The following is a 22,911-nucleotide window of genomic DNA, read 5'->3' as shown; positions in this document are numbered from 1 at the left end:
AGTCGCGCGAGAACTGAACTGGGAGGGTCAGCAGATGGCAACGGCCAATATCTACGAGCGTCATTTGGACAAGAACCGTGCGAACTACACGCCCTTGTCCCCGCTGAGTTTCATCGAACGCACTGCAAAGATCTACCCCGATTATCCTTCGGTGGTATACGGCGACCGCCGTTATAGCTGGGCCGAAACTTATGCCCGTTGTCGCCGACTGGCAGGTGCTTTGGCGGCGCGCGGTGTGTGCAAGGGCGACACGGTCTCGATCATCGCCGCCAACATCCCCGAGATGTACGAGGCCCATTTTGGCGTGCCCATGACCGGTGGCGTGCTGAACACCATCAACACGCGACTGGACGCACCGATTATCGCCTTCATCCTGAACCATGCTGAGACCAAGGTGCTGCTGGTTGACCCTGAGTTTTCGGGCGTGGTGAAAGAGGCTCTGACACAGGTCGATCATGACGTTCTGGTCATCGACATCGAAGACCCCAGCTTTGACGGCGGTGAAAAGCTGGGCAGCCTGACCTATGACACGCTGCTGGCCGAGGGCGATCCGGACTTCGTGTGGTCCTTACCCGAGGACGAATGGGATGCGATCACGTTGAACTATACCTCGGGCACCACGGGCAATCCGAAAGGAGTTGTGTATCACCACCGGGGCGCGACGCTGAACGCGCATTCGGACCTGCTGGACTGGGATATGCCCAAGCATTCAGTCTACCTGTGGACCTTGCCGATGTTCCACTGCAATGGCTGGTGTTTCCCCTGGGCGATGGCGGCCAATGCCGGGGTGTCGGTCTGCCTGCGGGCAGTGCGGGATGAGCCGATCTATGCCGCCTTCCGCGATGAAAAGGTCACCCATTTCTGTGGCGCGCCAATTGTTCTGAACATGCTGGCGAACGCCCCTGATCACCTCAAGGACTTCGATCATGAGATCAAGGTGATGACCGCAGGTGCCCCGCCGCCTGCTGCGGTGATTGAGAACATGGAAAGCATGGGCATCGAAGTGACCCATGTCTACGGCCTAACCGAAACCTACGGCCCCTCGGTCGTATGCGCGTGGAAGGACGAGTGGAACAGCAAAGGGGCTGAGGAGCGCGCGGCGCTCAAGGTCCGGCAGGGGGTTCCCTACACGGCGCTATCGGGGTTGATGGTGGCAGATCCGGAAACACTGGAACCTGTGCCCGCAGATGGCGAGACGATGGGCGAGATTTTCATGCAGGGCAATGTCGTCATGAAAGGCTATCTGAAAAACGCCGAGGCCTCGGACAAGGCCTTTCGCGGCGGCTGGTTTGCCTCGGGCGATCTGGGGGTGATGCACCCGGACGGCTATATCGCTCTGAAGGACCGGTCCAAGGACATCATCATTTCGGGTGGCGAGAATATCTCATCGGTCGAGGTCGAAGATATCCTCTACAAACACCCCGCCGTGATGGAGGCCGCCGTGGTCGCGCGCCCGGATGAGAAATGGGGCGAGACGCCCTGCGCCTTTGTCGAACTCAAACCGGATGCGCAGGCCAGCGAGGCGGATATCATTGCCTTCTGCCGGGACAACATGGCCCATTTCAAAGCGCCCAAGACAGTGGTGTTCGGGGCGTTGCCCAAGACCTCGACCGGTAAAATCCAGAAGTTCAAACTGCGGGATCAGGCGCGGGCGCTGACCTAGGCGCCCATCTTGTCAAAGATCGACAGGTCAAGCTCCAGCATCTCACCCATCCACACCGCACGGTCTCGGTGATCGGCCAGATGATCACCTGTTTCCGGGTGGGTGAAGATGGTCAGGTCTTGCCGGTTCAGCATCAGCCAGGGGATGACCTGATCGAACGCGTCTGGGGCAAAAGCCAATTGGCAACTCCAACGTGGGTGCGGGCCAACGTTTTTGGCGTGCATCCGGCCCATCTCAACTGGAAAACGGCGGGCGGCTTCTTCGCAAACCTGTTGTGCGACAGCCTGCGTTTCGGCGTCGAAATAGATATGGGCGTGATAGCCGGTGATCTCGGGCATTGGGGCCTCCTGCATTTGTATCGCAGGATACACGGGGCAGGTCGCCCGATCTACCAACGCGGGCACACAGGCGCTGTGCGTCAGATCAGGTCGCGGCCTCGGGTTGGGCGGCTATGAAGGCGGGGTGTTCGCCGCAGGCGGACTCGACTGCCAGACTGCGCGGCAGGTTGGACAGGTCTACGTCCCAGCGCCGCGCGTTGTACAATTGCGGGATCAGGCACAAGTCGGCCAGACTAGGTTGAGACCCCGCACAATAGGGGGCCTGTTCAAACTCGGCCAACAGCGCCTCGAACGCCAGCAGGCCGGGGCGGATAAAGTGGTGCATCCAGTCGCCCAGCGTCCCTTCGGTCCCGCCACCCAGCGCAGCGGCGTGCCGGGCAACCGACAGGTTGCAAACCGGATGGATATCCACGGCAATGGACTGCGCCAAAGCCGACACTTTGGCACGGTGCGCGGGTTCGGCTGGAAGCAAACCCAGACCCCGGGTCTGATCTAGGTAATCGATGATCGCCAATGATTGCGTCAGCCGTAGCCCGTCAATCTCGAGCACCGGAACCAGCCCCTGCGGGTTGCGCGACAGATGGGTTTGCGATTTCTGCGCCCTGTCCCTGAGATCGACGGGCACAGTGCGATAGGTGATCCCGGCCAGGTTCAGCGCGATCCGCACCCGGTAGCTGGCCGATGACTGGGCATAGTCATAAAGGATCACTTCGGCCATACTATCAGCCGTTCTTCAGCGCCGCGGATTTCAGGGCTTGCGCAAGCACATCCGCGTTTCCGATGTGGTTGGCCAGCACCAGAACAAGCCGCGCATTCAGTGCATCACTTTCGGATTTCTCCAACCCGTCATGGGCGGCTAGCAGCCCGGCATAGAAATCATCGCCATTGTCTAGGTTCGGGGTGAGGATCAGATCGGCCATCTTGCTTACTCCTTACCGGTGGCCCGGCGGATCGCCTGCCGGAATGCGTTTTCTTCGAAACTGTCGCGTCGTGCGGCCACGTGCTGATCCGGGCGGATCAGGTAAACCGCGCTGGTGGCGTCGCCCAGATAGCGGCGTTTGAGTTCCAGCGTCAGATCGTCCTTGACCGACAGAGCCAGCCGGGTGGCTTCGATGCCATCTTCCTCGATCCGGTCGGGGGCGTCGGCGTCGATGGTCAGCAGGGTGAATTTACCCGCCAGTTTCGACAAAAGGAATTCATCGCCCAAAGGTGCGTCCGGGCAGGCCGCGCCCGGGCGGGTGATGTCCGGCCCGTTCAAGGCATCAGCCGAACTGAGCGAGGACCCCTCGTAAGAGCAGGGCGTGCTCAAACGGCCGGAATTCACCAGCGGTCGGGCGAACTCAAAATGCTCGCTGAGGTCCAGAACCGCATCCCGGAACTGCCGCGACATATCGGATTTCGGTGTAATGAAATCGGTCGAACGTGTGGACATGCGGATATTCTCATCGGCTGCCTGAACCCGTTCGCGGTTGTAGCTGTCCAGTAGAATCTCAGGCGCTTTGCCGTCGATGACCAGCTTCAGCTTCCAGCACAAATTGTCCGCGTCCTGCATTCCGGAGTTTGCGCCGCGCGCCCCAAACGGACTGACTTGATGGGCGCTGTCTCCGGCGAACAACACGCGGCCATAACGGAACCGTTCCATGCGCCGACATTGGAAGGTGTAGATCGACACCCATTCCAGATCGAACTTTACGTCCTCGCCCAGCATCGCTTTGAGCCTTGGAATCACGTTTTCGGGCTGTTGTTCGCGTTCCTTGTCGATGTCCCAACCTAATTGCAGGTCGATACGCCAGACATTGTCGGGCTGTTTGTGCAACAGCGCCGATTGCCCGCGATTGAAGGGGGGGTCGAACCAGAACCAGCGCTCGGTCGGGAAATCGGCCTCCATCACCACATCAGCGATCAAGAAGTTGTCTTCGAACACACGGCCTTCGAAATCCAGCCCCAGCATCCGCCGCGTCGGCGAATGCGCCCCGTCACAAGCGATCAGCCAATCGGCTTCAATGTTATAGGGGCCTTCGGGGGTTTCCACCTCAAGCGTGACATGCGTGTCGTGGGTGCCAATGGCCTCGACCTTATTGCGCCCGCGGATTTCCAGTGGCGCCCCCTCGGCCTGCAATTCACGTACCCGGTCTACAAGGGCGTTCTCGAAATAGTATTGCTGCAGGTTAATGAAGGCTGGGTTTGCGTAGCCTGTATCGGGCTGCAGGTTGAATTCGTAGACCTGACGTTCATCGAAATACACTTTGCCCGCGTTCCACAGAACACCTTTTTCCACCATCGGACGCCCGGCGCCCAGACGGTCAGCAATATCGAGCGTGCGTTGGGAAAAGCAGATCGCGCGGCTGCCGAAACTGACCTTGTCATTGTCGTCCAGCACCACAACCTCGACCCCTTGTTGGGCCAGATCAATGGCGGTGGCCAGTCCTATCGGACCGGCGCCGATCACGATCACTTTGTGTCGAACAGGTACAGATACATCCTGATCCGGGCTGCGTTCATAGGCATAGAGTGGAACTTCGAAAATCTTGTTCATGGGCTCTCCCCCGATGGTCCGGCGCTGGTTTCGCGCAAGAATTCGTTCTTCGGCACTGCGGTGCAGAAGACTTGAGCCAATGGTTTCATCTAAATTTCCGCCGCAAAACGATCTGGATCAAATGCGACGGAAATTCCTTAGCCGTCGAATTGCCTTTACTGCGTGTAAGGTGCCGTATGAGCGGGCAATACGGTACCGATGCAATCGCCGAAACCGATTGTGTAGCCCTTTCCTTTTGCCACGCCTGTTAGGGTCAAGGTGTCGCCGTCTTCAATGAAGCTGCGGGTCTCGCCGGTGTCCAGCGTCAGCGGTTCCTTTCCGCCCCAGCTGAGTTCCAGCAGCGAGCCGCGTTCCGGTTTCGTCGGACCCGAAATTGTGCCGGACCCCAGCAGGTCACCTGTATTCATCGGGCAGCCCGATGTGGAATGGTGGGCCAGTTGCTGCGCGGCAGAATAGTACATTTGCTTGTAATTCGTCCGGGCAATCGTGGAAGCTGGCTTACCCTCAGGCGCCATCGTCACGGACAGGTCGATGTCGTACAGCATCGGGCCGCAGTCCTTGAGATGGTCCAGCAATTCGACCTCGCGCGAAGGTGTGTCGCAGCGAAACGGTTCCAGTGCGGCCTTGGTCACGATCCATGGGCTGATGGATGTTGCGGTGGCCTTGGCCTGAAACGGGCCGAGCGGCTGGTATTCCCAAGCCTGAATATCGCGCGCGGACCAGTCGTTCAGCAGAACGTAACCGAAAATATGGTCGTCGGCCTCCTGCACCGTGATCGGCCCGTCCGACGGCGTGCCGACGATGGCACCCATCTCAAGCTCGATGTCAAAGCGGCGGCTGGGCAGGAATGCGGGTTTCTCTTGGTCCGGCGACTTCAATTGGCCCCAAGGGCGGCGGATATCGGTACCCGACACCACAACCGAAGACGCCCGGCCATTATATCCAATCGGAATGTGCAGCCAGTTTGGTGGCAAAGCGTTTTCCGGTCCGCGAAACATTGTACCTACGTTTTGCGCATGGTGACGTCCGGCATAGAAGTCGGTGTATTCGCTGACAGCGAATGGCATGTGCAACTCGGCTTTGTCCTGCGGAACCAACAGGGGTTCAACCTTGTCCTGCTCTTCAGACCCTTCGGCCAGCAGAGACGTCAAACGTTCACGCAACGCGGCCCAGACAGCGGGGCCTTGTTCCATCAGCGGGTTCCATAAGGGCAGATCGAACAAAGGTTCGTCGTCCAGTTCGATAACCCCTTCAGCCTCGGCTGCGGTGACGTCCAGAATCATGTCGCCGATTGCCACACCGCAATGCGGGTCGGACCCATCGACCGAAAAGACACCATAAGGCAAGTTGTTCAGCGGAAACGGGTGGTTGGCGTCATTGGCCGAGGTCACCCAGGATTTCATCAATGGCATCTGTGATCCTTGTCAGTTTATTGCGCGTCGCGCAGGGATTTCAGCCCCAACAGAAGGGCGGCCAATATCATGAAGCCGCCGCCAGCCCGATCCAGCCACAGCCGCGCCGAGCCCTTGAGGCGCGTCGCCAGCCAACTGGCGCTGCCGCCATAGGCTGTTAGGAACAACCCGTCGATGGTCAGATAGGTGACTGAGAGGATGGCGAATTGCGGCCAGAACGGCAGCGCGCCATCGATGAACAGCGGGAACAGAGCGGCAAAGAACACCACCGCCTTGGGATTGGCGGCAGAGGTGATGAATCCCTGCATCCAAAGCGACTTGCGGCTGGCGCGAGGGGTTGCTTGTGCCGCTTTCCGGTCGGCTTTGAGGATCATCTTCACCCCAAGAAACAACAGATAGGCCACGCCCAGCCATTTGATCACAGCCAGCGCTGCGCCCGAGGCGGCGATGATTGCTGCCAGACCAAGACCCGCCGCCAGCATTTGCAGCAGGTTTGCCGTCAAATCTCCGGTTGCCGTGAAGATCCCGCGCTTCAACCCGTTGGTTGCCGAGTTGGACAACATCAGCAACTGGCTCGGCCCGGGTGTGCTCATCAACAGCAGAACAGTGGCGACATAGGTGATCCAGATATCAAAGCTCATCACAGCCTCACTTTTTGCCCGGCGTTCCGTCGAACTTTTTCTCAAGTGAGGTCCAGCAGTCAATGTAATCGTCCTGCAAGGGGGCCTCATTGGCCGCAAATGGCGTCAGATGCTGCGGGAAACGGGTTTCGAACATGAAGGACATGGTGTTGTCCAGCTTGTCCGGCCCGAGGTTAGCATTCGACGCTTTTTCGAATGCCTCGCGGTCCGGCCCGTGCGGCAACATCATGTTGTGCAGGCTCATACCACCGGGAACAAATCCCTGCGGTTTGGCGTCGTACTGGCCGTATATGTTGCCCATCAGCTCGGACATGATGTTCTTGTGATACCAAGGCGGGCGGAACGTATCTTCGGCCACCATCCAGCGTTCGCGGAACAGGACAAAGTCGATATTGGCCGTGCCCGGTTGCCCCGAAGGCGCGGTCAGCACGGTAAAAATCGACGGATCAGGATGGTCGAACAGGATCGCGCCGACCGGGCAGTAAGTGCGCAGATCGTATTTGTAAGGCGCGTAATTGCCGTGCCACGCCACCACATCCAGCGGGCTTTGATTGATCTTGGTCGTGTGGAATTGCCCGCACCATTTGACGGTGACGGTCGAGGGCACCTCGCGATCCTCAAACGCCGCGACAGGCGCCTTAAAGTCGCGCGGGTTGGCCATGCAGTTGGCGCCGATAGGCCCACGGCCGGGCAGTTCGAATTTCTGGCCGTAGTTCTCACAGACGAATCCGCGCGCAGGGCCCTCTAGCACCTCGACCCGGTAGACCAATCCACGCGGTATGATGGCGATTTCCTTTGGCTCAAGGTCGATGATCCCCAGCTCGGTGGCAAAGCGCAGACGGCCCTCTTGTGGCACTACCAGCAATTCGGAATCGGCCGAGTAGAAATAGTCATCCACCATCGACTCGGTGACCAGATAGATGTGGCTGGCCATGCCGACCTGCGTGTTTACATCCCCTGCCGTGGTCATCGTGCGCATGCCGGTCAGCCAGGTTAGCCCCTGATCGGAATGCGGCACCGCATCCCAACGGTACTGGCCTAAGCTGATCACGTCCGGGTCGACAAAAGGCGCGGACTTCCAATAGGGCAGGTCGATCTTTTCGTAGCGATGCGAGTGTTTTACCGATGGCCGTATGCGATAGCACCAGGTCCGCTCGGGCGGGTTGGCTGTGAAGGCAGTGCCGCTGAGCTGCTCACCATAGAGACCATAGTTGCATCGCTGCGGGCTGTTCATCCCCTGCGGCAGCGCACCCGGCAGGGCTTCGGTTTCAAAGTCATTACCAAAGCCAGGCATATAGCCCGCATGAGTGCCGACCTGCGTGCTGGCTTGTGTCATTTCATGTGGATCAGTCGGATGGTTCATCCTGCGTTCCTCCGCTTAATGCTTGAGGGATAATAGTTGATTTTGTAACTAACAAGCATGACACAAGACGATTCCACCAAAAAAGATGACTTTAATCTGCAGAATTTCCTGCCCTACCTGCTGAATCGCGCAGCCGAGGAAAGCTCGTTAGAGTTTCAGCAGGTTTACAAAGACCGATACGGCATGTTGCGCACCGAGTGGCGGGTCCTGTTCCACTTGGGTAATTACGGCGAAATGACCGCGAAAGAGATTGGTGAGCGCGCGCATCTCCACAAAACCAAGATCAGCCGGGCAGTCCACAGGCTCGAGACGCGGCGATTTCTGGTACGTAGCCGAAGTGAGGCTGATGGTCGGGTGGAAAACCTGACGCTGACGTCTTACGGACAGTCTGTGTATCGAGAACTGATTGGCATAGCCGAGCAGTATGATTCAAATCTGGTTGCCCAGTTCAGCGTGGATGAGGTCGCGCTTTTGCGTAAAATGCTCCGCCAATTGGCCCATATGGATTGACGGCTGGTATTTCAGGCCTCTGGCCCCCAGATGACAACCAGAGCGGACACTGGAATAATAACAACATGACGACCCCGAACGCCGTTACGGCGAAATCAACTGATCTTATTGAATGGATCGTGACTCGTGGCCTTGAAGGCGCGCCCAAAGAAGAATTGCTGGACGGCTACTGCAACAAGCTGTTGGAGCTTGGTGTTCCCCTGATGCGCTTTCACGCGGCACAGTCTGCGTTGCATCCTGTTTATGGAGGCACCGGGTTCAGCTGGTACGAAGGGCAAGGTGGTGAATCCGAGACCTTTGTGTATACCGAAGAACCCAGCGACCAATGGAAGCGAAGCCCCCTTTACGCCATCTTCACCAATGAGTTGGATGAAGTCCGTGAGCGCCTGATCGACCAGAACGAAGTCAGCCGGTTTCCCTTGCTGAACGACCTGCGCCAGATCGGGGCCACCGATTATTACGCGACGGGGGTCAGCTTTAATGTGCCGACCCAGAGCGTAACAGGGGATAGCAAAGAAGCAGTTGATGGAGTTCTGATGTCATGGACGTCGAATGCGCCCGAGGGTTTTCAGGACCACGACCTGGCGCTGATAAACACAGCGTTGCCGCATCTGGGTCTGGCATTGAAATCTGCGTCCAGCGCCCGGATTTCAAAGGACCTGATGCGTGTATATCTGGGCCGCGATGCGGGGCGCCGGGTGTTGTCGGGCGAAATCCGGCGCGGTTCATTGCAACAGATTGATGCGGTGATCTGGAACTTTGACCTTGAGGGTTTTACCAGCCTTTCCGAAGAGTTGCCGGGCAACGAAATCATCGACATGTTGAACGACTACTTGGCCGTGGCCGTTGGAGTGGTGCACGATAATCGCGGCAACATCCTAAAATTCATGGGCGACGGGCTGATGGCGATGTTCGACGTCGGTGAAATTGATGAGGACGCACGCGCTGCGCTGAAAGCGGTCCCTGTGTTGCAGGAAAGGATAGAGGCACTGAATGCCCGGCGTAAGGCTGATGGCCTGCCGGTGGCCAGCTTCACCCTTGCCCTGCACGCGGGCGAGATTCTGTATGGAAATATCGGATCCGAAACACGTTTAGACTTTACCGTAATCGGACCCGCGGTGAACCAGACTGCCCGGATTGCCGGAATGCACCGATCACTTGGGCAGCGGATCCTGATCTCGGACAACGTCGCGCGCGCGTCGCAGCCTTGCGGCCAGGATCTGGTTTCAGTCGGGCGCTACATGTTGCGTGGCGTGACTGAACCAAAAGAGCTGTTCACGGTGTATCAGGCAGCGGACACGCAACCAAGTGTATAGATCGCGAGTTTTGAGCCCTAAATGCTCGCCGCTCCAAGTTGCAGAAACGACCGGTCTGTTGAATGTTAAATCACCACCTAGCCGTTATTTGTGGCTCGCCGAATAATGAGACAGGAACATGTCTAAGCAATCCGACATAATGCCGTCTGTATCTTGCTTTGCCCCAAGCATGAATTCGGGCGTGTAGAAGAACTCTCTTATGAGGCTGTGCAATTGCCTTGAGGCATACTGAGCATCAGCGGCGCGAAGGGCACCAGCCTCCATTGCTTCTGAGATCAAACCGGTTACTGGATTCTGTAACTTTGCAACTTCTGCGGCATAGGCTTTGGAACGTTCAGGATCGATCAGCATTTCTGCGGTCACCATCCGCGTAATGGCTATGGTTTCCGGTTCGGTCAGCTTCTCAACATATTTGGTGATCAGCTCTTCGAACTGTGTTTTCAGGTCACGATCCGGATCAAAGGGGACATGGCCAATGGCACCCTTTTTCCTGATCATCGCTTCCGAGATTTCCTGAAACAAAGCCTCCTTGCTGTCGAAGTGGTTGTAAAGCGTGCGACTCGAAACACCCGCCTTGCTGGCGATCCGTGTCGTTTTCGCCCCTCGGAACCCGTGTTCCTGAAACTCTTGCACTGCTGCTTCAAGAATATTTTTTCTTTTTTTATCAGTTAGTTTCACGTCATTTCCTTCGTCATCAACGCAAAATGTAAATAAACTGTTTACATTTAACGGTCCCATCTAATAAGTAAACGCTGTGTTTACATTTGTCCATCGGCGCAACTGAAAACGACGCGCCAGCACCAGCACATAAAAGGAGAACCGTCATGGGTTTGAAATCAGCTCTTTGCACCGCAGCGTTTGTGCATTCGGTCGCACCGGCACTAGCAGAAGGAGAAATTGCGTTGGTCAACAAAACGCTCGGAACCCCGATCTCGGCAGAAAACATTGTCGATGTTCTCGAAATCCAGCGCACCGCCACCAATCTCACGCTCAGCGTTGACACTCAGCAATGGGACGTCACGGCTGATCTTTTGGATGGCGATATCGAAACCACCATCGGTGAGCCTGTGAATGGCGCACCAGTGGTGAAGTCAGAAGAAGAAATCCTGACACGCTGGAAAGGATTTTATGAAACCGCAGAGAAACTGGTCATTCACCACGTGACTTCTAATGATCGCGTTTTCTTTGAGGATGCGGACACTGCGACCGTCTTTAGCAAAGGTGTCATCGTGCTGGAGAACACGCCCGCCGGCGACTTTGCTGACGATGGCGGCACACTGCGCGGCTACCGCTGGGTGGATTATGAAATTGGCGTGCACAGAACAGTTGACGGGTGGAAAGTGCACAAGGTCAACGTCACATACCTTGTTCAGGAGTTTGACTCGCTAGCTGCCAATTAAACTTGGTCTCCGTCGCGCTGGCAGCGTCCAATTCTTGTCGGTTGCACGCAGCCATCAGCGTGCAAGCCCCTTAAAAATCGATTTCGACGCCCGGCAGGTTCAGCTCTTTCATCATGTCGCGCAGTTCCTGCCGCGCGGCGATGTTCGAGATGTTCAGCTGTTTCACCCCGATATCCTTGAGGTCCAGCAGGGTCAGGCCGCGGGGGAACAGTTCGCGGAAGATCACCCGCTCAGAGAACCCCGAAGCAACGCGGAAACCGATGCGCTGGGACAGCATCTCAATCGCGCGCTGCATCTTTTCCTTGTTGACCATGCGCTGCGTACCAACGCGGTTGCGCACGACGACCCAGTCAATGGGTTTCAACCCAGCCTGAGCCCGCAGCTGCCGCGCGTTCCAGACCATCTCGGAATAAACCGATGGTCCGAGGATTTTCTCACCCTTTGAATCGATCCGCGCCAGCAGGTCAAAGTCGATGAAACTGTCATTCAGGGGCGTGATCAGAGTGTCGGCAAGAGAGTGCGCCACCTGGCTAAGGCGGGTGTGTGAGCCGGGGCAGTCGATCAGAATAAAGTCGCTGTCGCTTTCCAACTCGGCCACGGCGGCCGACAGGCGGTGGTCATAGATGTTCTCACCGGGCTTCAGATTTTTTGGATCGATCTCGGGCAAGTCATGGTGGCGCGGGCTGGGCAGCCGCGCTTCTGAGCCGTTCATGAAGTTGCCGCGGTTCTCGAAATAGCGACCGAGGCTGCGTTGGCGCAGGTCAAGATCCAGTGTGCTGACCTTGTGGCCCAGCCGAGCCAAAGCAGTGGCCACATGCATCGACACGGTCGATTTGCCTGCGCCGCCCTTCTCGTTCCCCACTACGATGATATGTGCCATGCTTGTATTCCCATGTCCCGCCGTGCTTGCCCACACGTTGTTGCGAGCCACTATATGTTGTGGAAAGCGGGAAGGGAAGAACCTCAATCGGTGTTATCAGGCTCTAATTTGGAAAACCAAGGCAGGAACGCGGGTTAGGCTGCCGACTTGCCAAACATAGCGGCCTGTTTCACTGTTCGGGACAGGAAAAACCGATAGGGGCAGCCGTTGGACCATCTGTTTCTGAACGTTCTAAACGTGGTCCTGCCCGTGTTGATTTGCGCCGGAATCGGTTACTGTTTAGCCCTCATCAAAGCTCCGTTCGACAACAAGGTGATAGGCGGGATCGTCTCGCGCGTGGGGTATCCGACGCTGATCATCTCACATCTGTCTACAACCCATATCGCCGTCGATACGTTTCTGGATGTGATGGCGGCCGCCGCGCTGGCCATTGCCGGGTTTGGGGTTTTGGGGTTCATTGCGCTGAAGGCGATGCGCCTACCGGTTCGGGCGTTTCTTACGCCGCTGATGCATGGCAATGTCGGAAACATTGGCCTGCCGATCACTCTGTTGGCGCTAGGCGACGCAGGAATGGCCTATACGATGGGCTTCGTAGTCGTCGTCCTGATCAGTATCTTCACCGTCGGAATGTGGATTCCGGCTGGAGAGTTCTCGCCCAAGAAACTTGCCACATCGCCGATCATTTATGCGGTGGTGATCTCTTTGATCCTTATGGCCACCGGGTACAGCCTGCCGCAGCCCGTGGCTAAATCCTTTGACATTCTCGGTGGGCTCTCGATCCCGCTCATGCTGCTGACGTTAGGCCATACTCTGGCGACGTTGCAGATCAAAAGCCTTGGTCGGGCGGTGGTTTTAACCCTCCTGCATCTGGCGATGGCTGTTGTGATCGCCAGCGCCTTGGTTTGGACGTTCGGTTTTACCGGGGCTGAACGCGGCGCTGTCATCCTGTGCTGTCTGATGCCGTCATCGGTGGCGACTTACCTGTTCATCGACCAACACGTACCGGAATACGGCCCGGATGTCGCCGGGTTCATTCTGGTCTCGACTCTCAGCACGATTGTGGTGTTGCCGGTTGCGCTGTCCTACTGGATCTGACGCAGACACTATGCGCAGAGGCAAAAATCGCTAAACTGCTGAATAATTGCGTTAAACACTTGTAGTTTGAGGGCAATTTGATGCGTGAAAAGGCCTTGGAAGACGTGACCCCGCAAGCCCGCGCCCGTGTGGTGCTGGCGATGACGGCGATCTGCATGATGGTCGTGGGGTTCAACACCACCGCTGTCGCCACCATCCTGCCCAACCTCAAGGCCGAGTTCGATCTGACCCCGTCCGGGCTGCAGTGGGTAATGGCGACCTATACGGTAGCCAGCGCCTCGCTTGTCACTATCGTTAGTCGAATGGGGGATATCACCGGCAAGATGGGTGTGTTCTTCCTTGGCATGATCGTTTTTGCCATCGGATCGGCCTCGGTCCTGTTTGCGCAGGATGGGGCCATGTTGTTGTTTGGACGCGGTGCTCAGGGGGCAGGCGCCGCCGCGCTGTTCGGAACATCTCTGTCGCTGCTGACCGCCGCCACGCCTGAAGAACAACGCGCCAGCGTTACCGGGGCGTGGGGCGCGATTGTTGGTCTGGCCATTGGTATCGGGCCAATCGTCGGCGGAGCCTTTGGGCATTATGTCAGTTGGAGGGCGGTTTTTGCGGCTGATTTGGTGTTACTTGCTGTGGCCTTTGCCATAGGGCTGCATGTCAGCAAGCGGAAATACGTGCCTGACACGCGGCTTGCCGGGGCAGAGTTTGATTACCCGGGGGCTGTTGCCATCCTCTTGTTCCTTGGGCCACTGTCCTTTGCGCTCAGTAATGGCGAAAGCGGAGGCTGGGCCACGCCGCTCACGCTGGTTCCACTTGCGATTGCTGCGTTGGCGACGGTTGTTCTGGTCATCGTTTCACGTCGTGCCGATGACCCGCTGATCGAACTGCGCTATTTCCGCCACCCGCGTTATTTCATGGCTGCAGCGGGGATGTTCTTTACTGGCTTCACGCTGTTCTGCTTTTTTGTCTATTTCAACACATTCGTTCAGTCGCCGGATGCCTTTGGGTATTCCTCAATCGGCGCAGGATTGGCGATCATGCCGCTCAGCCTCAGCATGTTTGTCATCTCGGTCACCGCACCAAGGTTTTTGGCGCCCTACAGCTTTCAATGGCCAGTTGCGATTGGTCTTGGAGCGATGGCCTGCGGGTTCCTTTTGCTGATGACAACCACGAACACCACGCAGTATGCCGAGATATGGTGGAAACTGCTGATTGTCGGCATCGGGATGGGCATCTGTTTCTCGCTGCTTCCGCGCCTTGGCCTACGCCTGTTGCCGGAAGAGCATGTGGGGCAGGGCTCAGGCGTGATCAACGCCTGCCTTTATTTCGGCGCTACACTGGGTGCTGTGGTTGGAGGTCTTGCAGAGTCCATAACTAAACGCCGTGGCCTGTCGGAGGTCATCAACGCGCTGCCTGCCGGATCGACCCAGCGCGAGGATCTGGCTCATGCGCTGACCCACGGTACACCCAGCCAGATTCAGCAGCTAATCGCGGGGCTGGACCCGACGTCCGGAACCGCCCTAGCCAAAGCGCTTCGGGATTTACAGGATAACGCCTTTGACAGCGCCATGCTGGTGGCTGCGATTGCCGCGCTGGTCGGCATGGCCTTGGCGCTGATGTTGCTGCGCGGACCAGTGCCGCCGCTGCATAGCGCTGCAGACCTGACGCGCGAGCCTCGATAAGCGCGCTGTGGTTTTGTCAGGCTTAGCCCCCCAGATACACCCCTTCTTTAGGGCGATAAAAAACCTTCTGATCGTGCAGCTTGCCCAGAAGATCGTGAATGCGCCGCAATGTGTCTTCGCGGTCCGTGTTGCCGTCCTCACCCTCATCCATCGCGGCCTGCGACAACGAGGCGACCGAGCCGCGCAACGCCGTTTCGATCAGGTCCATATCCTCTACCGAAAGCTCGATCATGTCATTGTACTGGGGCATTTTCAGGGTCTCCGTCGTGGCTGGGTATATGTTACCGGCTAAAACAGAATCCGCCAGCCCTTGACGTGATCGGTATAAGCGATCCGCAATCTACCTCGGCTTTCTTTGTAATGACGTGTAGCCTCTGAACACGGTAAAAGAAAAAGGCCGCCCCGAAGGACGGCCTTTCGCATTTCATGCAGATCAAGCTTAGAAGCCCAGACCTTCGTATTTCTTCTTGAACTTCGACACGCGGCCGCCGGCGTCCATCAGGCGCGACGAACCACCGGTCCACGCGGGGTGCGAGGAGGGGTCGATTTCCAGAGCCAGCTGGTCGCCTTCGGAGCCCCAGGTGGATTTCATTTTCACGATCGAGCCGTCGGTCATTTTGACGTCGATGAAGTGGTAATCGGGATGGATGTCTTTTTTCATCTTTCCGCTCCTTACGCCTCGGCGCCAGCCTTGGGTTTGTAGTTGGTAACTTCTGCGATACGTGCGGATTTACCGCGACGGGTGCGCAGATAGTACAGTTTGGCGCGACGGACGCGGCCGCGGCGGACAACAGTGATGCTGTCGATGTTGGTCGAGTGCAGCGGGAACACACGCTCCACGCCTTCGCCAAACGAAATTTTGCGGACGGTGAACGAACCGGCAATGCCGCTGCCACCTTTGCGCGCGATGCAGACGCCTTCGTAGTTCTGCACACGGGTGCGCGAGCCTTCGGTCACTTTAAAGCCGACACGGATGGTGTCACCGGCTTTGAAATCGGGGATGTCTTTCCCCAGGGCGGCAATCTGTTCCGCCTCAAGCTGTGCGATCAGGTCCATCGCAGTTTCTCCTATCTGCTCGTGGTTGGCCCACGAAGTTAAGCACGGCCTGAGAGCTCTTGGTCTTCACCGGGTCCTGCGTACAGCCCGCCAGAGGTCAGATCGAATGTTCCTTGTGCCTGGTCTGCCTTGACACGCCGTGGCTGAAGAAAGCCGAGCGTTGCGCCATTTTGCAAACCAAAACACCGGAGTCGCGAAGTTGCGGCACCGGATGGCGCTGCTTTAAGGAGTTTTCGGACAGGGATCAAGACAAAAACGCCATATTTTCAAAGCTGGACGGTGGGTTTTCGCCATCCGCAAAATACGCCGTTGCCTTATGTGGCTGATCAGGCATTCTGGTTCCAATTATACGAGCAGAAATTTAAAACAGGAACAGATCATGCGCACTGCGTTGATGCTGGCCGCCATGGCCCTTGCGACCCTGTCCTGCGGTCGCAGTACCCCTCCGCCCCAACAGGTCGAGACCAAAGCGTTTCTGAGTACGACGTCCCCTTCGGTCATCTATCCGGCCTTTGGAGATGCCGACCCGCATGACTGGGACGGGCGGCATCCCGGTCATTACCCGGTGCACGGGCTGGACGTGTCACGCTGGCAGGGGCCGATTGACTGGCGCCGGGCTAAGGCGTCGGGTGTCAGTTTCGTGTTCATCAAAGCCACCGAGGGCGGTGATGTATTCGATCCCATGTTTGATGACCACCGACGTGGCGCGCAGGCGGCAGGGGTGCCGTGGGGTGCGTATCACTATTATTACTTCTGCCGCCCGGCGCATGAACAGGCGCGATGGTTCATTCAGAACGTGCCAAAAGGGGCCGACTTGCCGCATGTGCTGGATATGGAGTGGACGCCTCATTCCAAAACCTGTCGATTGCGCCCCGATGGTGCCAAAGTTCGTGCCGAGGCCAAACGATTCCTGGATATTTTAGAGCGTCACTATGGGCGGCGACCCATTGTCTATACGACCGTGGATTTTCATGACGACACCGATATTGCCCGCCTGCGAGGAACCGAGTTCTGGTTACGCTCGGTCGCGGGCCATCCGCACAAAGTCTATCCGAAATCCCCCTGGCGATTCTGGCAGTACACCGGCACTGGGCTGGTGCCGGGCGTACAGGGCAAGGTGGATATCAACACGTTCAACGGCCACCCCGAGACCTGGGCGCGTTGGAAGGCGGGGGGTTAGTCCCCGTCCTTCCGATAGTTTTCCCACAGATCGGGTCGCCGTTCGCGGGTGATCTGTTCCGACATCTCGTGTCGCCAGTTGGCAATGCGCCCGTGGTGCCCGGACATAAGGATGTCGGGTATCGGGCGGCCCTTCCATTCGGCGGGGCGGGTATACTGTGGATGCTCCAGCAGGCCAGAAGAAAAGCTCTCTTCCTCGGCCGAGGCCTGATTGCCCAGCACGCCGGGGATCAGCCGCACGGTCGCATCGATCAGCGCCTGCGCAGCGATTTCTCCGCCGGTCATGACGAAATCACCTAAGGAGACCTCCTGCACGCCGAAATGCTCCAGCACCCGTTCATCGACGCCCTCGAAACGGCCGCACAGCAGGGTCATGCCGTCGCAACGTGCCAGGTTCTGCATCATGCGTTGGTCCATCCGGCGGCCACGGGGGCTGAGATAGATCAGCGGCCAGTTGCCCTGCACACCGGCCATGGTCTGTTCAATCGCCTCGCCCAACACGTCGGCGCGCAGTACCATACCTGCGCCACCGCCAGCAGGCGTGTCATCCACGTTGCGGTGCTTGCCGATGCCGAACTGGCGCAGATCGACGGTTTCCAGCTGCCAGAGACCCTCTTGCAGCGCCTTGCCGGTCAGGCTTTCTCCCAAAACGCCCGGAAAGGCGGACGGGAACAGGGTGATGATCTTGGCTTTCCACACGCCATGCAGGTCGGGTGTGGGGGTCAGCAGCTCGCGCGGCTTCAATGTTGGGCGGATCGCCTTGCGACCATGAGATTTACTGGGCTTGTCTGTCATGTCGTGCCAATCAGCGCGCCTTTCGCGCGGTCGATTACTGCCTTCTTCTGTTCAATCAGAGCACCTTCGTCCAGCCGCGAACGGTTCAGTTCCAGCAACTCGGCCAAGACATCCTCGGGCAGGCGGTTGTTAACCTTTGACGGCGGCACCAGAAGCTTGGCTTTGTCGCGCGGCAATTTCAGATACTCGGCAAACGGGGTGCCGGGTCCATAGCGGCGCAGCTGCAATTCCTCAAGCCACTCTGTCGTGACCGTGACCGAAGGCAGCCTGTTCTCGATTTGCTCCACCGTATCCTGCAGGGGCGCGACCTGTTCCAGGTGGTCTTGGAAGGTCTCTAAATCATAGACTTGACGCATGCGCTCCAGATCATGCGCCCAGAGACTGCGCAGCCAGCCGCCACGTTGCCGAAGGGACAGGTAGACCGTAATCTCGACCTCTTGCCCGGAAAAACGATGGCGGACCGCATCCACCAGACAGGCGGCAAGTTCAGGGGTCGCTGCATAACCCTGTTCGATGTTTCGACTGGGTCGTAGGCCTGCAAAGTTTTCTTCGCTGACGATCAGGCCGCGTTTGTCGCCGAATTCGAGCGTGTCCAGAAAGTCTGACACTTGCGTACCGAATTCGGACAGGGTTCCTACGGTCCCATAGACGGAATGGTTGGTGGCCGCGCGTGACAGGCCTGACTTGCGGGTGCGATAGGGCAGAACCAACGCGAAGTGTGGCCAGATCAGTTCTCTGTTCTCATACAAAAACGATTGCGCCGCGGTAGTGCCCGTCTTGTGCAGACCCAGATGCAGCAAGACGCGGCGCATCAGATCAGCCCTTCAGGTGGGTCGGCGACAATACGGCCTTTGTCCAGATCCACCGTCGGTACTACTTCCAGAGTGAAGGGCAGCAAAACCGTGGCTTTCAAGCCCGGTCCGTGCAGTTCAAGCAGGTCGGCTGCGCCATGGTTCTGTACCGATTTGACTCGTCCCAGCAGGGTTCCGCCGGTGTCATAGACTTCAAGCCCGATCAGGTCGGTATGATAAAACTCGTCATCGGGCAGTGATGGCAACTGATCGCGACGCGCGAACAGGCGCAGGCCCTTCAATGCATCGGCGTCCTCTTTGGTTTCAACGCCGCCCAGTCGCGCCGCAAAACCGTTCTTTATGGACCGTGTCAGGAGCAGCGGATACCGTTCTTTGCCCGCCTCATCGGTCAGAGGGGAGTAGGTTTCGATATCCTCAGGAATGGCGCAATAGCTTTTCAGCCGCACCTCACCGCGTACGCCATACGATCCCGCAATGCTGCCGACGCAGATCAGATCACTCATTTGGCCCATCCGTCACACATAGCCCGTCCTGCCAGTCGCCATGCGCGGCACAGGCCTCTCGTTGGTTCGAGCGTTCAAAGAACACCCCCACAATAAAGGCGATCATCAACAGGATGGGAAGTCGTATCAGCGCGAACATTTGTCTATCGCACCTCAACCGGCAGAGTGTCGTCGCGGCATTCCCATCCGACGCGTTCCAGTTCGGGTGTATCCGACAGTTCCTCGGGCCAGCCAACGCAAAAATAGCCGATGAGGCGCCAGTTCTCGGACACGTCCAGATCGCGGGCCATCTGGTCTGGGTCAAGAATGGATACCCAGCCCAAACCCAGCCCCTGCGCGCGCAAAGCCAGCCAGAACAACGTGATGGCCGAAACCACGGAATAACGCCGCATCTCGGGCATCGTGCCCGCGCCCAGACCTTGGCCCTTGTCGGTGGCATCGTCGCAGAACACTGCCAGTTGCACCGGAGCCTCTTGCATGCCCGACAGTTTAAGACCGCTGTAAAGCTGCGCCTTCTCACCGGAATATCCAGCCAGGGCTTTGGCATTTGCGGTTTGGAAATTCTTCAGCGCCGCCGCCCGTGCGGCCTTGCTCTCGACGCGGATCACGCGCCAGGGTTCGCTTAGCCCCACCGAGGGAGCCAGCCGAAACGCGTCGAGGCAGCGTGTCAGCACTGCCTCGTCTATCGCGTTGGTGCGGAACCGGCGCACGTCGCGCCGGAGCCGCATCAACAGGTCGAACTGCGTGCGAAAATCGTCGGTGAAAGTCTGATCCTGCACGCGCCCGCCTGCTTATTCTTCTGCAGCCGCTTCTTCAGCCGGTGCAGCAGCAGCTTCGGCAGCTTCAGCGGCCTTTGCAGCTTTTTCTTCCGCGCGCTCTTGAGCTTTCTTGCCCGGAGTACCCTTGTTGGGGTTGTTACGCTCGGCTTTGTCCTTCGCGCCAGCAGCTTCCAGCATACGTGCGATACGGTCGGTGGGCTGTGCGCCCTGATCCAGCCAGTACTGAACGCGCTCCATGTTCATTTTCACGCGCTCTTCGCTGTCTTTCGGCAGCAGCGGGTTGTAGGTGCCCAGTTTCTCGATGAAACGGCCGTCGCGGGGCATACGGCTGTCAGCAGCCACAATGCGGTAGAAGGGACGTTTTTTCGAGCCGCCGCGGGCGAGACGAATTTTCATTGCCATGGTGGTATCTCCTTTGGATGGCGTGACCGGGAAGTGCCCGGTTATTCTTGGTATTCGTGGAAACGGATGATTATTCCTGATGTTTCCGGTGGTGTCGGATGACTTCCTGAATGATGAAATTCAGAAAAGCCTTGGCGAAGTCGGGGTCCAGATCGGCCTGTTTCGCCAGGTCTTCTAGCCGAGCGATCTGCGCAGCCTCGCGCGAGGGATCGGACGGGGGAAGTTCGTGTTCAGCCTTGAGCTTGCCAACGGCCTGCGTGTGCTTGAATCGCTCGCCCAGCGTATAGACAAGGATCGCGTCCAGCCGGTCGATGCTTTCGCGATGTTCTTTCAACAGCGCGGCAGCCCGCGTCACGGGGTTGGTCATGCGTAGGCCTCCATGCCGCCATTCACCAGATCAGCTGGAGCCGGATGCCTCCAGATCTCGGTGGTGCCGAATTTCGGGTGTTCGTAGTGGTAATCAAATGCGGCGCCCAACCGTTTGGCCACGGCCTTGCTGGCGTGGTTTTCCGGGTCGATCAGCGAAATGGCCGTTTCCCAGCCCAGCACGTCATAGGCATGGGCGCGCGCGGCCAAAGCGGCCTCGGTCGCGTATCCCTTGCCGGTGGCATGTGTCATCAAAGTCCAACCCACTTCAGGCTCCGGCCAACCTTCGGGGAACCACAGGCCGATCCGACCGACATAGGCGCCGGTGTCTTTTTCATCGACACTCCAATATCCATAGCCACGCAGAGCCCAATGACCAAAATGCAGGGCAATCACCCGCCACACTTCATCCCTACGCAGAGGCCCGCCGACATATTTCGCAGCATCGCTTGCGAAGAAGGCGCTGTCCGCGTCCAGATCGGCCTCGGATGGCGCGCGCAGGATCAGGCGCTCGGTCTCAAGCCGGGGGATATGTTGGGCGATGGCGTTCATTTACTTCTTCTTGCCAAACCCGCTAAGGCCCGGAGGCAGAGCCATGCCACCGCCCATGCCGGGCATACCGGGCATCTTGCCACCCATCGCCTTGGCCGCCTGCTCCAGCGCCTTGGGGTCCATGCCTGCAGCCATTTCTTCGGGCGATGGGCCGCCTTTGCCAAACATGCCTTTCATGGCCTGCTTCAGCATCTTGCCTTTGCCCATCTTGCCCATCTTTTTCATCATGTCCGACATCTGCCGGTGCATCTTGAGAAGCTTGTTGAGGTCGCTGACCTCCATCCCGGAACCGGCTGCAATCCGTTTCTTGCGGCTGGCCTGCAGCAATTGCGGGTTGGCGCGTTCGCGTTTGGTCATGGATTGGATCATGGCGATCTGCTGGCGCAGTATCTTGTCGTCCAGACCGGCCTGATCCATCTGCTTGGCCATTTTGTTCATGCCGGGCATCATGCCCATCATGCCCTGCATGCCGCCCATCTGGATCATCTGCTCCAGCTGCATTTTCAGGTCGTTCATGTTGAACTGACCTTTGACCATGCGCTTCATCATGCGCTCGGTCTGTTCCATCTCCATCGTTTCCTGGGCCTTTTCGACCAGAGCAACGATGTCGCCCATGCCCAGAATACGACCGGCGATCCGGTCCGGCTCGAAGGTTTCAAGCGCGTCCATCTTCTCGCCCAGACCCACAAAGCGGATCGGCTTGCCGGTGACCGCGCGCATCGACAGCGCCGCACCGCCGCGCCCGTCCCCGTCCATCCGGGTCAGAACCACGCCCGAGATACCGACCTTGGCGTCAAACTCCTCGGCGACCTCAACGGCGACCTGACCGGTCAGGCCGTCGACTACCAGCAGGGTTTCACGCGGATCGACTGCGTTGCGAACCTGCTCGACCTCATCCATCAGGACTTCGTCGATATGCAGGCGGCCCGCGGTATCCAGCATGTAGACGTCGTAGCCACCCAGCGTTGCCTGCTGCTTGGCGCGCTTGGCGATATCGACGGGTTTCTGGCCGGGAACGATCGGCAGGGTATCCACACCAACCTGAGTACCCAAAACGGCCAACTGATCCATCGCCGCCGGGCGATAAACGTCCAGCGAGGCCATAAGGACCTTTTTACCCTCTTTCTCTTTCAGGCGTTTGGCGAGTTTACCGGTGGTGGTGGTCTTACCCGAACCCTGCAGGCCGACCATCAGGATCGGGGCGGGCGGGTTGTCGATCTTCAACTTGCCGGGGTCTTCCTCGCCGCGCAGGGTATCGACCAGCGCGTCATGCACGATCTTGACGACCTGCTGACCCGGGGTGATCGACTTGGTGACGGCCTGACCAGTTGCTTGTTCCTGTACCTTCTTGACGAATTCACGGGCAACCGGCAGCGAGACGTCGGCCTCAAGCAGCGCAACCCGGACCTCACGAAGGGCGGTTTTGACGTCTTCTTCGGACAGAGCACCTTGTTTGGTCAGCCGGTCAAAGACGCCAGAAAGGCGTTCGGATAGATTTTCAAACATGCCTTCGGCCTCCTTAGCCGGTTATCTGATGGCACTTCCTAGGTAGGAAACACCGGTTAAATACACAATTGCCCCCACGGGCGAAACTCGCTGGTGGGGGGCGATCCCTGAACGACTCAAGGGACCGGAAG

Annotated in this window: 28 protein-coding genes; 7 read left to right on the top strand and 21 right to left on the bottom strand. The window is 58.1% G+C overall.

The genetic code is table 11. The annotated features are described in order from the left end of the window. Positions 1-34: 34 nt before the first annotated feature. Positions 35-1,663: an acyl-CoA synthetase gene (locus GOW98_RS15985; protein WP_170333854.1), complete on the top strand. Its 1,629-nt coding sequence runs from the start codon at positions 35-37 to the stop codon at positions 1,661-1,663. Here the strand turns inward: GOW98_RS15985 and GOW98_RS15980 are convergent. The 7 genes from GOW98_RS15980 to hmgA all read right to left on the bottom strand — a co-directional run bounded on the left by GOW98_RS15980 (position 1,660) and on the right by hmgA (position 7,953). After that, positions 1,660-2,001, bottom strand: a complete 342-nt coding sequence (locus GOW98_RS15980) for a DOPA 4,5-dioxygenase family protein (RefSeq protein WP_170333852.1) — start codon at positions 1,999-2,001, stop codon at positions 1,660-1,662. The genes GOW98_RS15985 and GOW98_RS15980 overlap by 4 nt on opposite strands. A gap of 85 nt (positions 2,002-2,086) precedes the next feature. Beyond that, positions 2,087-2,719 carry a maleylacetoacetate isomerase gene (gene maiA, locus GOW98_RS15975; protein WP_170333849.1) on the bottom strand — a complete coding sequence of 211 codons (633 nt, stop codon included), beginning with the start codon at positions 2,717-2,719 and terminating at the stop codon, positions 2,087-2,089. A gap of 4 nt (positions 2,720-2,723) precedes the next feature. Then, positions 2,724-2,921 carry a DUF2783 domain-containing protein gene (locus tag GOW98_RS15970; RefSeq protein ID WP_170333847.1) on the bottom strand — a complete coding sequence of 66 codons (198 nt, stop codon included), beginning with the start codon at positions 2,919-2,921 and terminating at the stop codon, positions 2,724-2,726. Between the two features lie 5 nt (positions 2,922-2,926). Next, positions 2,927-4,537, bottom strand: a complete 1,611-nt coding sequence (locus tag GOW98_RS15965) for an FAD-dependent oxidoreductase (RefSeq protein WP_170333845.1) — start codon at positions 4,535-4,537, stop codon at positions 2,927-2,929. A 155-nt stretch (positions 4,538-4,692) separates the two neighbouring features. Continuing rightward, a complete protein-coding gene (gene fahA, locus GOW98_RS15960; protein ID WP_170333843.1) occupies positions 4,693-5,949 on the bottom strand; it encodes a fumarylacetoacetase in 1,257 nt (418 codons plus the stop codon). A gap of 17 nt (positions 5,950-5,966) precedes the next feature. Beyond that, on the bottom strand, positions 5,967-6,590 hold the full coding sequence (locus tag GOW98_RS15955; RefSeq protein ID WP_170333841.1) for a LysE family translocator: 624 nt from the start codon (positions 6,588-6,590) through the stop codon (positions 5,967-5,969). Between the two features lie 7 nt (positions 6,591-6,597). Beyond that, entirely contained in the window at positions 6,598-7,953 is a 1,356-nt protein-coding gene (hmgA, locus tag GOW98_RS15950; RefSeq protein WP_170333839.1) for a homogentisate 1,2-dioxygenase, read from the bottom strand. Positions 7,954-8,010: 57 nt separating this feature from the next. On the opposite strand from hmgA, the gene GOW98_RS15945 reads away from it, so the two are divergent. After that, the gene (locus GOW98_RS15945; protein ID WP_170333838.1) at positions 8,011-8,463 is read left to right on the top strand and encodes a MarR family winged helix-turn-helix transcriptional regulator; all 453 of its coding nucleotides are present in this window, start codon (positions 8,011-8,013) and stop codon (positions 8,461-8,463) included. A gap of 65 nt (positions 8,464-8,528) precedes the next feature. Next, positions 8,529-9,779 carry an adenylate/guanylate cyclase domain-containing protein gene (locus tag GOW98_RS15940; protein ID WP_170333836.1) on the top strand — a complete coding sequence of 417 codons (1,251 nt, stop codon included), beginning with the start codon at positions 8,529-8,531 and terminating at the stop codon, positions 9,777-9,779. An 84-nt stretch (positions 9,780-9,863) separates the two neighbouring features. Here the strand turns inward: GOW98_RS15940 and GOW98_RS15935 are convergent, their stop codons facing one another. After that, entirely contained in the window at positions 9,864-10,457 is a 594-nt protein-coding gene (locus GOW98_RS15935; RefSeq protein WP_170333834.1) for a TetR/AcrR family transcriptional regulator, read from the bottom strand. Positions 10,458-10,603: 146 nt separating this feature from the next. Between GOW98_RS15935 and GOW98_RS15930 the strand changes: the two genes are divergently transcribed. Then, a complete protein-coding gene (locus tag GOW98_RS15930) occupies positions 10,604-11,179 on the top strand; it encodes a nuclear transport factor 2 family protein (RefSeq protein WP_170333832.1) in 576 nt (191 codons plus the stop codon). A 70-nt stretch (positions 11,180-11,249) separates the two neighbouring features. Here GOW98_RS15930 and GOW98_RS15925 read toward each other — a convergent pair whose 3' ends face one another. Continuing rightward, positions 11,250-12,059, bottom strand: a complete 810-nt coding sequence (locus GOW98_RS15925; protein ID WP_170333830.1) for a division plane positioning ATPase MipZ — start codon at positions 12,057-12,059, stop codon at positions 11,250-11,252. 207 nt (positions 12,060-12,266) lie between these two features. Here GOW98_RS15925 and GOW98_RS15920 point away from each other — a divergent pair, with 207 nt between their 5' ends. Together GOW98_RS15920 and GOW98_RS15915 are read left to right on the top strand one after the other, a co-directional pair. After that, a complete protein-coding gene (locus GOW98_RS15920; RefSeq protein ID WP_170333827.1) occupies positions 12,267-13,154 on the top strand; it encodes an AEC family transporter in 888 nt (295 codons plus the stop codon). 80 nt (positions 13,155-13,234) lie between these two features. Then, a complete protein-coding gene (locus GOW98_RS15915) occupies positions 13,235-14,830 on the top strand; it encodes an MFS transporter (RefSeq protein WP_170333825.1) in 1,596 nt (531 codons plus the stop codon). A gap of 22 nt (positions 14,831-14,852) precedes the next feature. Here GOW98_RS15915 and GOW98_RS15910 read toward each other — a convergent pair whose 3' ends face one another. The 3 genes from GOW98_RS15910 to rplS form a co-directional block, all read right to left on the bottom strand. Then, the gene (locus GOW98_RS15910; RefSeq protein WP_170333823.1) at positions 14,853-15,080 is read right to left on the bottom strand and encodes a hypothetical protein; all 228 of its coding nucleotides are present in this window, start codon (positions 15,078-15,080) and stop codon (positions 14,853-14,855) included. A gap of 189 nt (positions 15,081-15,269) precedes the next feature. Further along, positions 15,270-15,491: a 50S ribosomal protein L31 gene (gene rpmE, locus GOW98_RS15905; RefSeq protein WP_170328370.1), complete on the bottom strand. Its 222-nt coding sequence runs from the start codon at positions 15,489-15,491 to the stop codon at positions 15,270-15,272. A gap of 11 nt (positions 15,492-15,502) precedes the next feature. Next, positions 15,503-15,886: a 50S ribosomal protein L19 gene (gene rplS / locus GOW98_RS15900; protein ID WP_039541573.1), complete on the bottom strand. Its 384-nt coding sequence runs from the start codon at positions 15,884-15,886 to the stop codon at positions 15,503-15,505. A 379-nt stretch (positions 15,887-16,265) separates the two neighbouring features. Between rplS and GOW98_RS15895 the strand changes: the two genes are divergently transcribed. Next, the gene (locus tag GOW98_RS15895; RefSeq protein WP_170333821.1) at positions 16,266-17,066 is read left to right on the top strand and encodes a glycoside hydrolase family 25 protein; all 801 of its coding nucleotides are present in this window, start codon (positions 16,266-16,268) and stop codon (positions 17,064-17,066) included. Here the strand turns inward: GOW98_RS15895 and trmD are convergent. From trmD to ffh, 9 genes are all read right to left on the bottom strand, one after another. After that, a complete protein-coding gene (gene trmD, locus GOW98_RS15890; protein ID WP_170333819.1) occupies positions 17,063-17,860 on the bottom strand; it encodes a tRNA (guanosine(37)-N1)-methyltransferase TrmD in 798 nt (265 codons plus the stop codon). The two genes, GOW98_RS15895 and trmD, sit on opposite strands and share 4 nt — an antisense overlap. Then, entirely contained in the window at positions 17,857-18,672 is an 816-nt protein-coding gene (locus GOW98_RS15885; RefSeq protein WP_170333817.1) for a hypothetical protein, read from the bottom strand. The genes trmD and GOW98_RS15885 overlap by 4 nt, the downstream gene beginning before the upstream one ends. Then, entirely contained in the window at positions 18,672-19,175 is a 504-nt protein-coding gene (gene rimM, locus GOW98_RS15880) for a ribosome maturation factor RimM (RefSeq protein WP_170333815.1), read from the bottom strand. The genes GOW98_RS15885 and rimM overlap by 1 nt, the downstream gene beginning before the upstream one ends. Further along, positions 19,168-19,314 carry a hypothetical protein gene (locus tag GOW98_RS15875; protein WP_170333813.1) on the bottom strand — a complete coding sequence of 49 codons (147 nt, stop codon included), beginning with the start codon at positions 19,312-19,314 and terminating at the stop codon, positions 19,168-19,170. The genes rimM and GOW98_RS15875 overlap by 8 nt, the downstream gene beginning before the upstream one ends. 4 nt (positions 19,315-19,318) lie before the next feature. Continuing rightward, positions 19,319-19,954, bottom strand: a complete 636-nt coding sequence (gene bluB, locus GOW98_RS15870) for a 5,6-dimethylbenzimidazole synthase (RefSeq protein WP_170333811.1) — start codon at positions 19,952-19,954, stop codon at positions 19,319-19,321. A gap of 12 nt (positions 19,955-19,966) precedes the next feature. Then, the gene (gene rpsP, locus GOW98_RS15865) at positions 19,967-20,356 is read right to left on the bottom strand and encodes a 30S ribosomal protein S16 (RefSeq protein WP_170333809.1); all 390 of its coding nucleotides are present in this window, start codon (positions 20,354-20,356) and stop codon (positions 19,967-19,969) included. A gap of 70 nt (positions 20,357-20,426) precedes the next feature. Continuing rightward, positions 20,427-20,723, bottom strand: coding sequence for a chorismate mutase (locus GOW98_RS15860; protein WP_170333807.1), 297 nt, complete (start codon positions 20,721-20,723; stop codon positions 20,427-20,429). Further along, positions 20,720-21,274 (bottom strand): GNAT family N-acetyltransferase, encoded by a 555-nt coding sequence (locus GOW98_RS15855; RefSeq protein WP_170333806.1) that lies wholly within the window; start codon positions 21,272-21,274, stop codon positions 20,720-20,722. The genes GOW98_RS15860 and GOW98_RS15855 overlap by 4 nt, the downstream gene beginning before the upstream one ends. Then, a complete protein-coding gene (gene ffh / locus GOW98_RS15850) occupies positions 21,275-22,780 on the bottom strand; it encodes a signal recognition particle protein (RefSeq protein WP_170333804.1) in 1,506 nt (501 codons plus the stop codon). It abuts the gene before it with no gap. Positions 22,781-22,911 lie beyond the last annotated feature (131 nt).

The sequence above is a fragment of the Ruegeria arenilitoris genome (assembly GCF_013032445.1).
GTDB lineage: Bacteria > Pseudomonadota > Alphaproteobacteria > Rhodobacterales > Rhodobacteraceae > Ruegeria > Ruegeria arenilitoris_F.
This window is presented reverse-complemented; position numbering and strand designations above follow the sequence as displayed.

Coding starts and splice junctions, on each gene's coding strand:
- GOW98_RS15985 (WP_170333854.1), top strand. CDS start 35: ATGGCAACGGCCAATATCTACGAGCGTCATTTGGACAAGAACCGTGCG.
- GOW98_RS15980 (WP_170333852.1), bottom strand. CDS start 2,001: ATGCCCGAGATCACCGGCTATCACGCCCATATCTATTTCGACGCCGAA.
- maiA (WP_170333849.1), bottom strand. CDS start 2,719: ATGGCCGAAGTGATCCTTTATGACTATGCCCAGTCATCGGCCAGCTAC.
- GOW98_RS15970 (WP_170333847.1), bottom strand. CDS start 2,921: ATGGCCGATCTGATCCTCACCCCGAACCTAGACAATGGCGATGATTTC.
- GOW98_RS15965 (WP_170333845.1), bottom strand. CDS start 4,537: ATGAACAAGATTTTCGAAGTTCCACTCTATGCCTATGAACGCAGCCCG.
- fahA (WP_170333843.1), bottom strand. CDS start 5,949: ATGCCATTGATGAAATCCTGGGTGACCTCGGCCAATGACGCCAACCAC.
- GOW98_RS15955 (WP_170333841.1), bottom strand. CDS start 6,590: ATGAGCTTTGATATCTGGATCACCTATGTCGCCACTGTTCTGCTGTTG.
- hmgA (WP_170333839.1), bottom strand. CDS start 7,953: ATGAACCATCCGACTGATCCACATGAAATGACACAAGCCAGCACGCAG.
- GOW98_RS15945 (WP_170333838.1), top strand. CDS start 8,011: ATGACACAAGACGATTCCACCAAAAAAGATGACTTTAATCTGCAGAAT.
- GOW98_RS15940 (WP_170333836.1), top strand. CDS start 8,529: ATGACGACCCCGAACGCCGTTACGGCGAAATCAACTGATCTTATTGAA.
- GOW98_RS15930 (WP_170333832.1), top strand. CDS start 10,604: ATGGGTTTGAAATCAGCTCTTTGCACCGCAGCGTTTGTGCATTCGGTC.
- GOW98_RS15925 (WP_170333830.1), bottom strand. CDS start 12,059: ATGGCACATATCATCGTAGTGGGGAACGAGAAGGGCGGCGCAGGCAAA.
- GOW98_RS15915 (WP_170333825.1), top strand. CDS start 13,235: ATGCGTGAAAAGGCCTTGGAAGACGTGACCCCGCAAGCCCGCGCCCGT.
- GOW98_RS15910 (WP_170333823.1), bottom strand. CDS start 15,080: ATGCCCCAGTACAATGACATGATCGAGCTTTCGGTAGAGGATATGGAC.
- rpmE (WP_170328370.1), bottom strand. CDS start 15,491: ATGAAAAAAGACATCCATCCCGATTACCACTTCATCGACGTCAAAATG.
- rplS (WP_039541573.1), bottom strand. CDS start 15,886: ATGGACCTGATCGCACAGCTTGAGGCGGAACAGATTGCCGCCCTGGGG.
- GOW98_RS15895 (WP_170333821.1), top strand. CDS start 16,266: ATGCGCACTGCGTTGATGCTGGCCGCCATGGCCCTTGCGACCCTGTCC.
- trmD (WP_170333819.1), bottom strand. CDS start 17,860: ATGACAGACAAGCCCAGTAAATCTCATGGTCGCAAGGCGATCCGCCCA.
- GOW98_RS15885 (WP_170333817.1), bottom strand. CDS start 18,672: ATGCGCCGCGTCTTGCTGCATCTGGGTCTGCACAAGACGGGCACTACC.
- rimM (WP_170333815.1), bottom strand. CDS start 19,175: ATGAGTGATCTGATCTGCGTCGGCAGCATTGCGGGATCGTATGGCGTA.
- GOW98_RS15875 (WP_170333813.1), bottom strand. CDS start 19,314: ATGTTCGCGCTGATACGACTTCCCATCCTGTTGATGATCGCCTTTATT.
- rpsP (WP_170333809.1), bottom strand. CDS start 20,356: ATGGCAATGAAAATTCGTCTCGCCCGCGGCGGCTCGAAAAAACGTCCC.
- GOW98_RS15860 (WP_170333807.1), bottom strand. CDS start 20,723: ATGACCAACCCCGTGACGCGGGCTGCCGCGCTGTTGAAAGAACATCGC.
- GOW98_RS15855 (WP_170333806.1), bottom strand. CDS start 21,274: ATGAACGCCATCGCCCAACATATCCCCCGGCTTGAGACCGAGCGCCTG.
- ffh (WP_170333804.1), bottom strand. CDS start 22,780: ATGTTTGAAAATCTATCCGAACGCCTTTCTGGCGTCTTTGACCGGCTG.